The following is a 15,929-nucleotide window of genomic DNA, read 5'->3' as shown; positions in this document are numbered from 1 at the left end:
AACTTTAGTCTTTCGAGAAAGCATTGGGATCCTGGGCTATTAAAAAGAAGATCTTTTTATTTAGAGATCTGTTCTATTGTGATCTCTTATTAGGATCGCGTACTTGTGTGGATAAGTCCGATCCGGCAAATAAGATCATGCAGTTAGGAAGGATCGTTTGCTGTGAATGATCGGTGATCCTGGACCGTATAAGCTGGGATCAGATCGCGACTTTATACACAGGCTAAAAACGATACAACAGTTGTTCTTTGGATAACTACGGGTTAATACGAGCTTTTAACCAGAGTTATCCACATCTGATCGCGCGATCTTTAATCGTTTTTGAGTAAATTTTTCCATTCACCCAACCAGATCTCGGCCGGATCCTCCGGAATATCATGATCGAGGATGTTGATCTTGAGTGTTTCACCCAGCTGTTTTGCTCCGCAAGAGGTGACAACAGCTTCGACTTTCTCTATTGCCCCGCAAAAGGTGTCATATTCACGACTGCCGATCCCCACAGCGCCAAAACGGACCTTTGAGAGGTCAGGCTGCTGTTCCTGCAGTTCGTCATATAAAGGTTGCAGGTTATCCGGCAGATCGCCCGCGCCATGCGTGGAGGTGATCAGCAGCCAGACCCCGTCAGTCGGGAGATCTTCAAGCAGCGGTCCGTGCAGGGTTTGTGTTGAAAAGCCCGCATCTTCCAGCTTCTCAGCCAGATGTTCCGCTACATATTCCGCACCACCGAGGGTGCTGCCGCTGATAAGGGTAATGTCCGCCATTGATCGCTCGCTCAGATAAAGAGGGAGATATTGTACGCTGTGAACGAGCTGGGATCTACCTGTGGAAAATGTGGGAATGAATTTGCCCGATCATGGGCGGATGGTACGCATGATCGGGTTTTGCAGGGAGATCAGTGTCTCGGTGGACTGAATTTCATCAATTGTTTGGATCTTGTTGATAAGTACCTGCTGGAGGGCATCGATGGATCGGCACATCACTTTTATAAAGATGCTGTAGTGCCCCGTGGTGTAGTACGCCTCGGTGACCTCATCCAGCGCATTGAGCCTGGCCAGGGCGGAAGGATAGTCTTTTGCGCTTTTAAGAATGATGCCGATAAAGCAGCAGACGTCGTAGCCCAGCTGCTTCGGGCTGACGTCAATGCGCGCGCCGGTAATGATCCCCGCCTGCTTCATTTTCTCTACGCGAACGTGAATGGTTCCCGGGCTGACACCAAACTGTTTCGCCAGTTCGGCGTAGGCGGTACGGGCATTGGCCATTAACGCCTCGAGGATGCCGCGGTCGAGATTGTCGATCTGATAATTTTCCATAGCTTTTTCTTATGAAGATTGATGATTCTTTCTATTCTAGCGTCATATTTTATCGATTCAAAAGTGAAGTCGGCTTTTTGTTGTTGAGTTATTGAATTAAGTGCCGGTTCTGTTGCTTAATCATTACCAACAGGACGCAGGAGTATAAATAATGAAAACCGCTTACATCGCAAAACAACGCCAGATCAGTTTCGTTAAATCCCATTTTTCCCGCCAGCTGGAAGAGAAGCTTGGGCTGATTGAGGTTCAGGCACCAATTCTGAGCCGGGTGGGCGACGGGACGCAGGATAACTTGTCTGGATGCGAAAAAGCGGTACAGGTGAAAGTGAAAACACTGCCAGATGCCCAGTTCGAAGTGGTTCATTCCCTGGCGAAGTGGAAGCGTCAAACCCTGGGACAACACGACTTCAGCGCGGGCGAAGGGCTTTACACGCACATGAAAGCCCTTCGCCCCGATGAAGACCGCCTTTCACCTATTCACTCTGTTTACGTTGACCAGTGGGACTGGGAGCGCGTGATGGGTGATGGCGAGCGTCACCTTGGCACGCTGAAATCCACCGTTGAGGCGATCTACGCCGGGATCAAAGCGACTGAAGCGGCCGTGAGCAAAGAGTTTGGTCTGGCACCGTTCCTGCCGGAAACGATCCACTTTGTTCATAGCCAGGCACTGTTGAGCCGTTTCCCGGATCTTGATGCCAAAGGCCGTGAACGTGCGATCGCGAAAGAGTTGGGTGCAGTATTCCTGATCGGCATTGGCGGCAAACTCTCTGATGGCAAACGCCACGACGTCCGTGCGCCGGATTATGATGACTGGAGCACCGCGGGTGAGCACGACTATGCCGGGCTGAACGGCGATATCCTGGTCTGGAACCCGGTACTGGAAGATGCATTTGAGCTCTCCTCTATGGGGATCCGCGTGGATGCCGACGCGCTGAAACGCCAGCTGGCGGTGACCGGTGACGAAGATCGTCTCAAATTAGAGTGGCACCAGGCGTTGCTGCGCGGCGAAATGCCGCAGACCATCGGGGGAGGGATCGGCCAGTCCCGTCTGACCATGCTGCTGCTGCAACTGCCGCATATTGGTCAGGTACAGTGCGGCGTCTGGCCGCAGCAGGTGCGTGACAGCGTGGGATCTCTTCTTTAATTAACGCTGCCAGCGTCTGAGCAGGCGGCTACGCAACCCGGTATCAAAGCGCCAGATATGATCGAAGATGCGCATGATGCCGGGTTTTCCATGAGCGGACATCGCGACGGCGTGAAAACGGTGCTGATGCACCCGCTGTAACTCCTTCACTTTATTAACCACATCATCCGGCAGTCGCTGGGCGATAAAATCGGAAATGACGACCGCATCGGCGTCGTACCAGTCACCCCCCTGCATCCGCTCAACGATGCTGCGAAAGCAGCTGGCCAGGTCAGTGCCCCCGCGAAAACGCTGGCTTAAAAAACGGATTGCCTGCTCTATTCCCTGCTGGTTCGTCAGCTCATAACCCACGACTTCGCTGGAGAAGAGCATGATGAAGCAGCGACGGCGGTCGGCGAGCGCCACGCGCATCAGTGCCAGGCAAAACGCTTTTGCACACTGTTCGTTAAATCCGCCCATCGAACCGGAGGTATCCACACAAACAATAAACGGCCCGCGCGGCTGTTCATCAAAATCCTGGTGGACGACCGGACGCTGGCTAAGTTTCTCGCGCCACGCTTCGCCGTGCAGCCGGTAGGTAAGAAGCTGTTTTTCCACCAGCCGACGGTAGAACTCATACTCCAGCTCGGTCATTCCCAGCGTGCTCAGTTCGGTGGGCAGCAGGCGCAGAATGTCATCGCTCTGCTGGAGCCCGTCGACCTGTTCTGGCACGGTTGCCGGTTCACGCACCAGGGTGCGGAAGGTTTCCATCGGGGCATCCTTCTTTGGAACCGATTTTGCCTCCCTTGAGCGCCCCAGCTGTTCAGCAACCTTCATCAATTCCGGCTGCTGCGCCAGAAAATCGCCGTATTTGACGATCAACTGGTAATCTCCGCGTTTGAGCTGACCGGCACTCATGTCCCAGAGACGTCCTGCGGCGTTTTCATTTTCCACCAGCACCTGCTCAAGCTGACCGCTTAAGGTCATGCGTTCCTGAACTTCACTGAGCAGCTGTTCACGTTCTTCATCCAGCAACTGCTGGTTTAACGTTGTGGCCTGAACCACCAGACTGAGGCGCCAGCGTTGTAAAAAGAGAGTATGCAGTGCGGGGGTAAAGGTGGCGTTATCCGTGACCAGCGCCCGGGCCTGGCTGGCAAACGGAGAGTGGACGTTATCGAGTACTGCCAGGGTTTGTGGGAGCTGGACGATAAACTGCGTCGTGGAGAGCCGTTGACACTGTTGATAGGCCGCGACTTCCTCCGTCAGTTCCGGCGGAACTTCAGTCTCTTTGAATCGCTGTCGCAGATTATCTCGCCAGCGCGGAAGATCGTCGGTCATCGCCTTTTTGAGCTTCGGGAATTTTTCAAAAAACGCCGCCAGCTGTGGCGACGCCAGAAGGGTAATCACCACCTCCTCGATCAACCCTTCCTCGCTGACCGCCAGCATCACGTTGAGCGTGTCCAGCGTTAGCATTGACGCGCCTGTTTGATCTGCGCGCTGACATCCTGCAGGCTGGCTTCGATGCGACCTAACCAGTCGCTATGAATAAAGAGGCATTTTTGCTGCTCGCTAAAGCGGGTGTGCTGCTGGTGCCATTCGGTATCCAGGGCGTCCAGCTGCTGTTTGATTTCTTCCGGCACGCTGTCAGAAGCGGTGCCAGGAAGCGCAAGACGCGAGCCCTGCAGGCTGACGTCGCGGATTACCAGGTGCTGGCTGCTGTCTACTTCCATCGTGAGCGGCTGCGCGAAACCGATGCCGTTGAGTTTTCCGCGGATCTCACCGCCTTTGTCGAGCCACTGAGATAGCGCCTCGCGCTCAACCGTAATGTGTACCACCTGCATATCATGCAGTTTGAGCGGCTGCTGGAGCAGCAGCGTTAGCGTCGTACCGGTCAGATCGGCGGGGAGCTCGTAATGCGGTTTGCGGGCGAACATACCGCCCAGACGATTGACTTTCAGCGCCGTTTTATCACTTTGCTGCTGTTGGAGCTGGATGCGGCGTTGAGTAATCGCCCCCAGCTGGTTGAGCATCGCCTGCTGCCCCCATGCGTGTCCGGTCATCAATACGTCCAGCTGCTGCTGCATCAGGTTCATGCCTTCTGCGTCGTGCCAGAGGCAGTCTTTCAGCAGGATCAGATCGATGGGCGCGACGGCATCACGACCGCTGAACAGGGCGCTTGCCTGGAGCAGACGAATCGCCTTTTTCCAGCGACGGTCCGAGACATACGGTGCGGAAGGAAGTAAATCAAGCTGCTGGCGCAGCATGAAGATCAGTTCAAAAACGGCATCGGGCAGTTTGATTTTGCCGATCTCTTCCTGCCACTGGTAATACTCCTCGTCCGTCACCTGCAAAGAAGCCGCCACCGGGTTTTCGTTCTCATCCTGCTGGCTGACCAGCATAGAGCGGAAGTTTGACTTGTCCTGGACTTTATCGAGCCACAGGCGGATCAGCATACGGTCATACAGCGCTTCCAGGCTGCTGTCGGCTTCGGGCAGTTCGTTTGACGCGGCCACCAGCAGACGCATGGGGATTTTCTCTTCGCTGGCCCCGTTGCGAAACCGGCGTTCGTTAATCGCCGTGAGCAGGGTGTTCAGAATTGCCGGGCCTGCTTTCCAGATCTCATCGAGAAAGACAATTTCTGCTTCCGGAAGATAACCCGCCGTCAGACGCTCATAACGCCCCTCGTCTTTGAGGGCCTGAATAGAGAGCGGACCGAAAACCTCTTCGGGGGTGGAGAAGCGCGTCATGAGATATTCAAAGGCGCGAGCATTCTGAAAAGCGAACTTCAGGCGGCGTGCGATCAGGCTTTTCGCAATGCCCGGCGGACCCAGCAGAAACACGCTTTCACCGCTCAACGCTGCCAGTAAGCAAAGGCGAATGGCGTGGCTACGCTCGAAAAGGCCTTTCTCTAGCGCACTGCTGAGGCGGGAAATTCTTTCTGCTAATAAATGTGAGTGAGCCATAATAGTTTTGCATCCTTTCGCCGTCGTGGCGGCCAATTGAAGCGAGTATAGACGTTTCAGTCAGAGCTGGTAATAGGCTGAAGTGCGGCGCAATTTTCTTTGCGCTACATTAATGCGGTTGCATTTAGGGGTTCGATTTTGCAACGAATCGTGCATACTGTGCGCTTTTTGTGGGCCAAGGGACCGGGAACACATTTGTTATTTAAACGAAAAGACTAGTCTATGAGCACTGATAATAAGCAATCATTACCCGCAATAACGCTTGCTGCGATCGGGGTTGTCTACGGTGATATCGGTACCAGCCCGCTTTATACGCTTCGTGAATGTCTGTCCGGCCAGTTTGGCTTTGGTGTTGAGCGTGATGCCGTGTTTGGCTTCTTGTCACTCATCTTCTGGCTGCTGATCCTGGTTGTTTCTGTTAAATATCTCTCCTTCGTTATGCGTGCAGATAACGCGGGCGAAGGCGGGATCCTGACCCTGATGTCCCTTGCCGGGCGCAACACCTCCGCCAGAATGACGTCCGTGCTGGTGATTATCGGCCTGATCGGCGGCAGTTTCTTCTACGGAGAGGTGGTTATCACACCCGCCATTTCGGTCCTCTCGGCGATTGAGGGCCTGGAGATTATTGCGCCACAGCTTGATACGTGGGTGGTTCCGCTGGCGATAATCGTATTAACGCTGCTGTTTGCGATCCAGAAGCACGGTACCGGGCTGGTGGGTAAACTGTTTGCGCCGATTATGCTGGCCTGGTTCCTGATCCTCGCGGCCCTCGGTTTGCGCAGCATTATTGCTAACCCTGAAGTGCTGCATGCCCTGAATCCTTACTGGGCCGTGCATTTCTTCCTTGAATATAAAGTTGTCTCCTTCGTGGCGCTTGGCGCGGTCGTGCTCTCCATCACTGGCGTTGAGGCGTTGTATGCCGATATGGGTCACTTCGGGAAACTGCCTATCCGTGTGGCATGGTTTATTGTGGTGCTGCCGTCGCTGGTGCTGAACTACTTCGGTCAGGGCGCGCTGCTGCTCAAGAACCCGGAAGCGATTAAGAACCCGTTCTTCCTGCTGGCGCCTGACTGGGCGCTGGTACCGATGCTGATTCTGGCGACGCTGGCGACCGTCATTGCTTCTCAGGCGGTGATTTCGGGGGTGTTCTCTCTGACGCGCCAGGCCGTGCGTCTGGGGTATCTCTCGCCAATGCGCATCATCCATACTTCTGAGATGGAGTCGGGTCAGATCTACATTCCGTTCGTTAACTGGCTGCTCTATTTCGCGGTTGTGATTGTTATCGTTAGCTTTGAGCACTCCAGTAACCTGGCGGCGGCGTACGGTATTGCGGTAACCGGTACGATGGTGCTGACATCGCTTCTTTCCACCACCGTGGCGTACCGAAACTGGCACTGGAATAAATTCCTTGTGGCAATGATTCTGGTGGGCTTCCTGTGCATCGACGTGCCGTTGTTCTCTGCGAACCTCGACAAGATTGTCTCCGGCGGCTGGCTGCCGCTGACGCTGGGTCTGGTGATGTTCATCGTGATGACCACGTGGAAGAGCGAGCGCTTCCGTCTGCTGCGTCGTATGCATGAGCACGGTAACTCTCTGGAGGCGATGATCGCTTCCCTGGAGAAATCCCCGCCGGTGCGCGTGCCGGGAACGGCGGTGTATATGTCTCGTGCCCTGAACGTCATCCCGTTCGCGCTGATGCATAACCTCAAGCACAACAAGGTTCTGCACGAGCGCGTGATCCTGCTGACGTTGCGTACCGAAGATGCGCCGTACGTTCACAACGTGCGTCGCGTGCAAATCGAGCAGCTGTCCCCGACATTCTGGCGCGTGGTGGCGAGTTACGGCTGGCGCGAAACGCCAAATGTGGAAGAGGTGTTCCACCGCTGCGGTCTTGAAGGGCTAAGCTGCCGGATGATGGAGACGTCGTTCTTTATGTCGCACGAGTCGCTGATTATCGGCAAGCGTCCCTGGTATCTGCGCCTGCGCGGTAAGCTTTATCTTATCCTGCAGCGTAACGCCCTGCGTGCGCCTGACCAGTTTGAGATCCCGCCTAACCGCGTGATTGAGCTCGGAACGCAGGTCGAGATTTAAGTCCTTCTGAAAATGCCGGGTGACGCTGCGCTTACCCGGCCTACCCAACCCGTAGGCCCGTGCAAGCGAAGCGCCGCCGGGCAATTTCCCCCCTCATGTTTCACTTAGCGAAACGTTTCGACGTTGATCACAAATCTGTTACGCCATGATGGTTTTCTGAACACTCTTGCGGCTACACTCTTTTTAGCGAAACGTTTCGCTAGTGGAGCAGAAAATGAAGAAAGGCACAGTTCTCAACTCAGAAATCTCATCGGTCATTTCCCGTCTTGGTCATACCGATACGCTGGTGGTTTGCGATGCAGGCTTACCGGCTCCGCGCAGCACAACCCGTATTGATATGGCGTTAACGCAGGGAGTTCCTTCGTTTATGCAGGTACTGGATGTGGTGACGTCGGAGATGCAGGTTGAGGCGGCCATTCTCGCGGCGGAAATCAAACAACATAATCCGCAACTCCACGAAACGTTGCTTAAGTTTATTGAGCAACTGCAACAACACCAGGGAAACACCATAGAAATTCGTTACACAACGCACGAGCAGTTCAAACAACAAACCGCAGACAGTCAGGCGGTGATTCGCAGCGGGGAGTGTTCCCCGTATGCGAATATCATTCTCTGTGCTGGCGTCACCTTCTGAGGCCATCATGGACGCATTACTGCAACTCAAGGGGATCGATAAATCGTTCCCGGGCGTAAAAGCCCTCTCCGGTGCGGCGCTGAATGTCTACTCCGGTCGCGTGATGGCGCTGGTGGGCGAAAACGGTGCGGGCAAATCCACCATGATGAAAGTGCTGACCGGGATCTACCAGCGTGATGCCGGTTCGCTGCTCTGGCTGGGTAAAGAGACCACCTTTAACGGCCCGAAATCTTCTCAGGAAGCGGGTATCGGTATCATCCACCAGGAGCTAAACCTGATCCCGCAGCTCACCATTGCGGAGAACATCTTCCTCGGCCGTGAGTTTGTGAACCGGTTTGGCAAAATCGACTGGAAAACCATGTACGCCGAAGCGGACAAGCTGCTCGCGAAGCTGAACCTGCGCTTTAAGAGCGACCGTCTGGTAGGCGAGCTCTCCATCGGCGATCAGCAGATGGTGGAAATCGCGAAGGTGCTGAGCTTTGAATCCAAAGTCATCATCATGGATGAGCCGACCGACGCTCTGACTGATACCGAAACCGAATCCCTGTTCCGCGTGATCCGCGAGCTGAAATCGCAGGGACGTGGGATTGTCTATATTTCTCACCGCATGAAAGAGATCTTCGAGATTTGCGATGACGTCACCGTCTTCCGCGACGGGCAGTTTATTGCCGAGCGCGAAGTGGCGACGCTGACCGAAGATACGCTCATCGAAATGATGGTGGGACGTAAGCTGGAAGATCAGTATCCGCGTCTGGATAAAGCACCGGGTGAGATCCGCCTGAAGGTGGATAACCTCTGCGGTCCGGGCGTTCACGATGTGACCTTTACCCTGCGCCAGGGTGAGATCCTCGGTGTCGCGGGTCTGATGGGCGCGGGACGTACCGAACTGATGAAAGTGCTCTACGGCGCACTGCCGCGCACCAGCGGTTATGTCACCCTCGACGGTCATGAAGTGGTGACGCGCTCTCCGCAGGATGGACTGGCGAACGGTATCGTCTATATCTCTGAAGACCGCAAGCGCGACGGTTTAGTGCTGGGCATGTCGGTAAAAGAGAACATGTCGCTTACCGCGCTGCGCTATTTCAGCCGCAGCGGCGGCAGCCTTAAGCATAAAGACGAGCAGCAGGCGGTCAGTGATTTTATCCGTCTTTTTAACGTCAAAACGCCGTCAATGGAGCAGGCGATTGGCCTGTTGTCCGGTGGTAATCAGCAGAAAGTGGCGATTGCCCGCGGGCTGATGACGCGCCCGAAAGTCTTGATCCTCGACGAGCCAACCCGCGGCGTAGACGTGGGCGCAAAGAAAGAGATCTATCAGCTGATTAACCAGTTCAAGGCCGACGGGCTGAGCATCATTCTGGTCTCTTCCGAGATGCCAGAAGTATTAGGCATGAGCGATCGCATTATCGTCATGCATGAAGGGCATCTCGGCGGTGAATTCACTCGCGAGCAGGCCACCCAGGAAGTTCTGATGGCTGCCGCTGTGGGCAAGCTTAATCGCGTGAATCAGGAGTAAGAAGATGACTACCCAGGCTGTTTCTGGTCGCCGCTATTTCACAAAGGCATGGTTGATGGAACAAAAATCGCTGATTGCCCTGCTGGTGCTGATCGCGATTGTGTCGACCATGAGCCCGAATTTCTTCACCGTTAATAACCTCTTCAACATTCTGCAGCAGACGTCTGTGAACGCCATTATGGCGGTCGGGATGACGCTGGTGATTTTGACCTCGGGTATCGATCTGTCCGTCGGTTCCCTGCTGGCGCTCACCGGTGCGATCGCCGCTTCGCTTGTCGGGATTGAAGTCAACGCGCTGGTGGCGGTTGCCGCTGCACTGGCAGCAGGCGCGGCGATTGGCGCTGTAACCGGCGTAATCGTGGCAAAAGGGCGTGTTCAGGCGTTTATCGCCACGCTGGTCATGATGCTGCTGCTGCGTGGTGTGACCATGGTCTACACCAACGGTAGCCCGGTCAATACCGGATTTACGGATAATGCCGATCTTTTTGGCTGGTTCGGTATTGGCCGTCCGCTGGGCGTCCCGACGCCGGTCTGGATCATGGCTATCGTCTTCCTGGCGGCGTGGTACATGCTGCATCACACTCGTCTGGGTCGTTACATTTATGCGCTGGGCGGTAACGAAGCGGCAACGCGTCTGTCCGGTATTAGCGTCAATAAAGTCAAAATTATCGTTTACTCCCTGTGCGGCCTGCTGGCCTCTCTGGCGGGCATCATCGAAGTGGCGCGTCTTTCTTCTGCGCAGCCAACGGCGGGTACGGGCTATGAACTGGATGCCATCGCGGCGGTGGTTCTGGGCGGTACGAGTCTGGCGGGCGGTAAAGGTCGCATTGTTGGGACATTGATCGGCGCACTGATCCTCGGTTTCCTGAATAATGGTTTGAATTTGTTAGGTGTTTCCTCCTATTACCAGATGATCGTTAAGGCAGTGGTGATTTTGCTGGCGGTACTGGTAGACAACAAAAAACAGTAACTGACGACACTACAGGACATCTTAGATATGAACATGAAAAAACTGGCTACCCTGGTTTCCGCAGTCGCGCTGAGCGCAACCGTAAGTGCTAACGCCATGGCGAAAGACACCATCGCGCTGGTTGTCTCTACCCTGAACAACCCGTTCTTCGTCTCCCTGAAGGATGGTGCGCAGAAAGAAGCTGACAAGCTGGGTTACAACCTGGTCGTGCTGGATTCTCAGAACAACCCGGCGAAAGAGCTGGCGAACGTTCAGGACTTAACCGTTCGTGGCACCAAAATCCTGCTGATCAACCCAACTGATTCTGACGCCGTAGGTAACGCCGTTAAAATGGCAAACCAGGCGAAAATTCCGGTGATCACGCTGGACCGTCAGGCGAACAAAGGCGATGTAGTCAGCCACATCGCGTCTGATAACGTGCTGGGCGGTAAAATCGCCGGTGATTACATTGCGAAGAAAGCCGGTGAAGGCGCCAAAGTCATCGAACTGCAGGGGATTGCCGGGACGTCCGCAGCGCGTGAGCGTGGCGAAGGCTTCCAGCAGGCTGTTGCTGCACACAAATTCAACGTCCTGGCGAGCCAGCCAGCAGACTTCGACCGTACTAAAGGTCTGAACGTTATGCAGAACCTACTGACCGCACATCCTGACGTGCAGGCTGTGTTTGCACAGAACGATGAAATGGCGCTGGGTGCGCTGCGTGCCCTGCAGACTGCAGGTAAATCTGATGTGATGGTTGTCGGATTTGACGGTACGCCGGATGGTGAAAAAGCGGTAAATGATGGCAAACTGGCTGCGACCATCGCTCAGCTGCCTGAGCAGATTGGCGCGACTGGCGTACAAACTGCCGACAAAGTGCTGAAGGGCGAAAAAGTTCAGGCCAAATACCCTGTTGACCTGAAGCTGGTCATCAAGCAGTAAAAGGCGAATCAGGCAGTCGCTGGCTGCCTGAGGGACACCAACAAAGAAAAGTGTGGCATACGCCACCGGGTAACACCGGTGGCGCTCTCAGATGGACAATCCAACCATGAAAACCGCAGGTAACCTCGTCGTCCTTGGCAGTATCAATGCCGATCACATTCTTAACCTTGAATCATTCCCTGCACCGGGCGAAACCGTCACGGGTAATCAGTACCAGGTAGCATTTGGCGGTAAGGGCGCAAACCAGGCCGTCGCCGCCGGACGCAGTGGGGCGAATATTGCCTTTATCGCCTGCACGGGTGATGACGATACCGGTGAGCGCGTACGTAAACAGCTGGCCAGCGATAATATTGATATCGCGCCGCTCAGCGTTGTTACGGGGGAGTCTACCGGCGTGGCGCTGATTTTCGTCAACGCTGAAGGTGAGAATGTCATCGGTATTCATGCGGGTGCTAACGCTGCGCTGACGACGGCGCGCGTAGAAGCGCAACGAGCACTCATCGGTGGAGCCGAAGCCCTGCTGATGCAGCTGGAGTCACCGGTTGAAAGCGTGCTGGCCGCCGCCAAAATTGCGCATGAAAATCATACCACTGTCGTACTTAACCCTGCTCCAGCCCGTGTATTATCAGACGAGTTGTTGGCGCTGGTGGACATCATTACGCCAAACGAAACCGAAGCGGAAAAGCTGACGGGCATTCGTGTTGAAAATGATGATGATGCCGCGCGTGCGGCGAAAGTGTTGCATGAAAAGGGCATCGGGACCGTTATCATTACTCTTGGTAGCCGTGGGGTGTGGGCAAGCGTAAACGGCGAAGGGCGTCGCGTGCCGGGCTTCAGGGTTAAAGCCATTGATACGATTGCCGCAGGCGATACCTTTAACGGTGCGCTGGTGACGGCGCTGCTGGAAGGCAAAGTGATGGATGATGCGATCCGCTTTGCGCATGCTGCCGCCGCAATTGCGGTGACGCGTAAAGGGGCACAGCCTTCCGTACCGTGGCGCAAAGAGATCGATGAATTCTTAAGTCAGCAGGGGTAACGCTTGGCTACGATGAAAGATGTCGCCCGCATGGCGGGCGTTTCTACTTCGACTGTCTCTCACGTTATTAATAACGATCGTTTCGTTAGCGAGGCGATTCGGGAGAAAGTCGAAGCCGCAGTAAAAGATCTCAACTATGCGCCGTCGGCGCTGGCGCGCAGCCTTAAGCTTAACCAGACGCGCACCATCGGTATGCTGATCACCGCCAGTACCAACCCTTTTTATTCTGAACTTGTTCGCGGCGTAGAGCGCAGCTGCTTCGAGCGTGGCTACAGTCTGGTGCTGTGCAATACCGAGGGTGACGAACAGCGCATGAACCGTAACCTGGAAACGCTGATGCAAAAACGCGTCGACGGGTTATTGCTGCTCTGTACCGAAACCCATCAACCGTCGAAAGAGATTATCCAGCGCTACCCTTCAATTCCTACGGTGATGATGGACTGGGCGCCGTTCGATGGGACCAGCGATCTGATTCAGGATAATTCCCTGCTGGGCGGCGACATGGCAACTCAGCATCTGATCGATAAAGGTTATACCCGCATCGCCTGCATTACCGGCCCGCTGGATAAAACCCCGGCGCGCTTGCGTCTGGAAGGTTATCTCTCGGCGATGGAACGCGCGGGTCTTTCCATCCCTGACGGCTACCGGATCACCGGTGATTTCGAATTTAACGGCGGCTTTGAGGCGATGCAGACATTGCTGATGCAAGAGCCGCGTCCGCAGGCGGTATTTATCGGTAACGATGCGATGGCATTTGGTGCTTATCAGGCGTTGTATCAGGCGGGGTTACGCGTTCCGGACGATATGGCGATCATTGGCTACGATGATATCGAACTGGCGCGCTACATGACGCCGCCGCTGACCACCATTCATCAGCCGAAAGATGAACTGGGTGAGCTGGCCATTGATGTGTTGATCCACCGAATGGCGCAGCCCACGCTGCAACAGCAACGTCTGCAGCTTACTCCTGTTCTGATGGAACGGGGTTCGGTTTAGCCTTTGCTTTGTGGCGCTCTTTGATCAGGTTTCGGCCGTCTTTCGGTTTTAACAGCATAAAGACCAGCGCCGATACCACCGTGAGTGCGCCCATCGTAATAAAGGTATAGTGGAACTGCTCAACGGTATTCGCGCTGTCAAAACCCTCATAAAAGCGCAGCACTGCTGCACTTACCGCCACCCCTAAACTGATCGACAGCTGCTGCGTTACCGCCAGCACGCTGTTGCCGCTACTGGCATTCTCGTCAGTCAAATCGGCAAGGGTAATGGTGTTCATCGACGTAAACTGCGTCGACATTGCCATGCCCAGCACAAACAACGGCAGGATCAGCATCCAGACGGGAAGAGAGGCGGATTGCAGAGAGAATTGCGCAATCATCAGGCCGATAAAGACCGTCACGCCAACCAGCGTCTTACGATAGCCAAACCAGCGCAGTACCTGCGTCACGGTTGATTTTGCCAGAATTGAACCCATTGCCGTGGGCGCCATCATGCAGCCGGCAATCAGGGCCGGATAGCCAAAACCTACCTGCAACATCAATGGCATCAGGAACGGTACGCATCCTGTCCCCAGGCGTGAAGCTATGTTTCCTGCAATCCCGACGGAGAAGGTCCGGGTGTTAAACAGCGATAAAGAGATAAGCGGTGTCGGGTGGCGACGCGCATGACGTATATAAAGAAGGAAAAGCAGAATACCGCTGAGGATGACGGCCAATGCCAGCCACGTTTCAACGATTTTCTCACCAAACAGCTCCATCCCGCTGGAGAACAGCACCAGGCTTAGACCAAACAGGAAAAATCCGCCCATATCGAAGCTGCGTCTTGGCGTGGTGAAGTTGGGCATATATTTGCGAGCGTAGAACAGCCCTGCCACACCAATCGGGATATTAATCAGGAAGATCCAGTGCCAGCTTGCCCAGGTCACAAACACGCCGCCGAGTACCGGGCCCAGTATCGGGCCGACGAGGCCCGGCATGGTGACTAAGTTGAGCACGGGAAGCAGCTCGCTGCGTGGGTAGGCACGCAGCAATGCCAGGCGCGCCACGGGCATCATCATCGCGCCGCCAATGCCCTGTAACACGCGGAAGATAACCAGCTCTGTTAAGGAAGTGGAGAGCGCGCAGGCCAGCGAACCCAGGGTAAAGAGCGTTACGGCCAGCATGAAAACTCTGCGGGTACCGAAGCGGTCAGCCAGCCAGCCGCTTACCGGGATCAGCATCGCCACCGTCAGGGTATAGCTGATGATGGCGGACTGCATTGCCAGCGGGGAGCGGTTGAGGCTTTGTGCAATAGCGGGAAGCGCTGTGTTGAGGATGGTGGCATCCAGTGCCTGCATAAAGAACGCCATGGCTGCAATCCACGGCAATCCGGCCATGCTGCGCGCTTTTTTCTTTGTCATTTATCTACCTGCTGGTGGGTTGGCGCGGCCAGCAATGCCTGGCACGCACTCAGGGCTAGCTGCCCGTCGCTCTCCTGAATGGCATCCACTATCGCCTGATGCAAATCCAGCTTTACCACTTCGTCTTGTGTAATAGAGGAAAAGTAGGTGTGGTACACCGAATGGAATAACGAGGCAAAGGAGGTCAGGAAGGGATTGGCGCTCATCATATAGATATGTTCATGCCAGGCCATATCGACCTCAACCCAGCGTTCCCGGTTGAAGTGTTTTTTCAGGTATACCATTTCTTCCATCAACGCGTTAAGTTGCGCTTTCTGCTCTGCTGTTCCGAGCGTGGCGGCAAGCAGGCAGGCCTGGGGTTCAAGGCTGCTACGCATCACGAGGAAGTGATCGACCACCTGATGAAAGTTATCTTCTGTCATCCACCAGGAGAGCAGCTCCTGATCGAGAAAATTCCAGTTACTCTGCGGCATCACGCGCGTACCAATGCGCGGGCGCGGGAGAACCATCCCTTTTGCCGTCAGGGTTTTCACCGCTTCACGAACGGCGGTACGGCTCACCCCAAACTGCTCGCCCAACTCCATTTCACCCGGCAGGATGCTGCCCGGGGCATATTTTCCCGCTAAAATCCGCTGCGCCAGCTTTTCTGCCAGCACATAGGAGAGGTTTTTTTGGGCGGCCAGCTGTTGTGCGCTTAATGGCATCGCGTTTATTCCTTAATGTTTCATGCTGATAATTATGCCACCTCGAATGTGATTGTGGTTGTAGATACATCAAATAGAACAATTTGTAGCTTGATTTCACCGCTATTGGTGAAAAAAAACACGGACGGAAACTTTTTTTAAATTTCCTCTTGTCACTGTGAAATAACTCCCTATAATGCGCCTCCACTGACACGGAACAACGGCACACACGCCGCCGGGTCAGCAGAGAAAAGCAAAATAAACGCTTGACTCTGAAGCGGGAAAGCGTAATA

General features: G+C 54.8%; 14 protein-coding genes. 8 read left to right on the top strand and 6 right to left on the bottom strand.

Features of this window, described 5'->3' with window-relative positions; all coding sequences use genetic code 11:
* Positions 1-311: 311 nt before the first annotated feature.
* Complete coding sequence (gene mioC, locus AAER43_RS22815) at positions 312-761, bottom strand: FMN-binding protein MioC (protein WP_023331654.1); 450 nt, start codon at positions 759-761, stop codon at positions 312-314.
* 90 nt (positions 762-851) lie between these two features.
* Complete coding sequence (gene asnC, locus AAER43_RS22810) at positions 852-1,310, bottom strand: transcriptional regulator AsnC (protein WP_014881879.1); 459 nt, start codon at positions 1,308-1,310, stop codon at positions 852-854.
* A 151-nt stretch (positions 1,311-1,461) separates the two neighbouring features.
* On the opposite strand from asnC, the gene asnA reads away from it, so the two are divergent.
* Complete coding sequence (asnA, locus tag AAER43_RS22805) at positions 1,462-2,454, top strand: aspartate--ammonia ligase (protein WP_014881878.1); 993 nt, start codon at positions 1,462-1,464, stop codon at positions 2,452-2,454.
* Here the strand turns inward: asnA and viaA are convergent, their stop codons facing one another.
* Both viaA and ravA read right to left on the bottom strand, forming a co-directional pair.
* Positions 2,455-3,906, bottom strand: a complete 1,452-nt coding sequence (gene viaA, locus AAER43_RS22800; RefSeq protein WP_050863393.1) for an ATPase RavA stimulator ViaA — start codon at positions 3,904-3,906, stop codon at positions 2,455-2,457. It lies immediately after the preceding gene.
* Positions 3,900-5,396, bottom strand: a complete 1,497-nt coding sequence (gene ravA / locus AAER43_RS22795; protein WP_023331650.1) for an ATPase RavA — start codon at positions 5,394-5,396, stop codon at positions 3,900-3,902. The genes viaA and ravA overlap by 7 nt, the downstream gene beginning before the upstream one ends.
* A gap of 222 nt (positions 5,397-5,618) precedes the next feature.
* Between ravA and kup the strand changes: the two genes are divergently transcribed.
* The 7 genes from kup (at position 5,619) to rbsR (ending at position 13,554) form a co-directional block, all read left to right on the top strand.
* Positions 5,619-7,487 (top strand): low affinity potassium transporter Kup, encoded by a 1,869-nt coding sequence (gene kup, locus AAER43_RS22790; RefSeq protein WP_014881875.1) that lies wholly within the window; start codon positions 5,619-5,621, stop codon positions 7,485-7,487.
* A 214-nt stretch (positions 7,488-7,701) separates the two neighbouring features.
* Positions 7,702-8,121, top strand: a complete 420-nt coding sequence (gene rbsD, locus AAER43_RS22785; RefSeq protein WP_342702025.1) for a D-ribose pyranase — start codon at positions 7,702-7,704, stop codon at positions 8,119-8,121.
* A 7-nt stretch (positions 8,122-8,128) separates the two neighbouring features.
* A complete protein-coding gene (rbsA, locus tag AAER43_RS22780) occupies positions 8,129-9,634 on the top strand; it encodes a ribose ABC transporter ATP-binding protein RbsA (protein WP_023336493.1) in 1,506 nt (501 codons plus the stop codon).
* A 4-nt stretch (positions 9,635-9,638) separates the two neighbouring features.
* Complete coding sequence (gene rbsC, locus AAER43_RS22775; RefSeq protein WP_014881872.1) at positions 9,639-10,604, top strand: ribose ABC transporter permease; 966 nt, start codon at positions 9,639-9,641, stop codon at positions 10,602-10,604.
* Between the two features lie 27 nt (positions 10,605-10,631).
* Entirely contained in the window at positions 10,632-11,522 is an 891-nt protein-coding gene (gene rbsB / locus AAER43_RS22770) for a ribose ABC transporter substrate-binding protein RbsB (RefSeq protein WP_014881871.1), read from the top strand.
* 106 nt (positions 11,523-11,628) lie between these two features.
* Positions 11,629-12,558, top strand: a complete 930-nt coding sequence (gene rbsK, locus AAER43_RS22765) for a ribokinase (protein WP_050863397.1) — start codon at positions 11,629-11,631, stop codon at positions 12,556-12,558.
* 3 nt (positions 12,559-12,561) lie between these two features.
* Positions 12,562-13,554, top strand: coding sequence for a ribose operon transcriptional repressor RbsR (gene rbsR / locus AAER43_RS22760; RefSeq protein WP_072093845.1), 993 nt, complete (start codon positions 12,562-12,564; stop codon positions 13,552-13,554).
* Here the strand turns inward: rbsR and mdtD are convergent.
* Together mdtD and AAER43_RS22750 are read right to left on the bottom strand one after the other, a co-directional pair.
* Positions 13,520-14,953 (bottom strand): multidrug transporter subunit MdtD, encoded by a 1,434-nt coding sequence (gene mdtD / locus AAER43_RS22755; RefSeq protein ID WP_342702024.1) that lies wholly within the window; start codon positions 14,951-14,953, stop codon positions 13,520-13,522. The two genes, rbsR and mdtD, sit on opposite strands and share 35 nt — an antisense overlap.
* Positions 14,950-15,657: a FadR/GntR family transcriptional regulator gene (locus AAER43_RS22750; RefSeq protein ID WP_050863391.1), complete on the bottom strand. Its 708-nt coding sequence runs from the start codon at positions 15,655-15,657 to the stop codon at positions 14,950-14,952. The genes mdtD and AAER43_RS22750 overlap by 4 nt, the downstream gene beginning before the upstream one ends.
* Between the last annotated feature and the right edge of the window lie 272 nt (positions 15,658-15,929).

The organism is Enterobacter sp. FUJ80071, from assembly GCF_038739915.1.
GTDB classification, from domain to species: Bacteria; Pseudomonadota; Gammaproteobacteria; order Enterobacterales; family Enterobacteriaceae; genus Enterobacter; species Enterobacter kobei.
The sequence above is the reverse complement of the archived record's forward strand: the minus strand, read 5'-3'. Positions and strand labels throughout refer to the sequence as shown.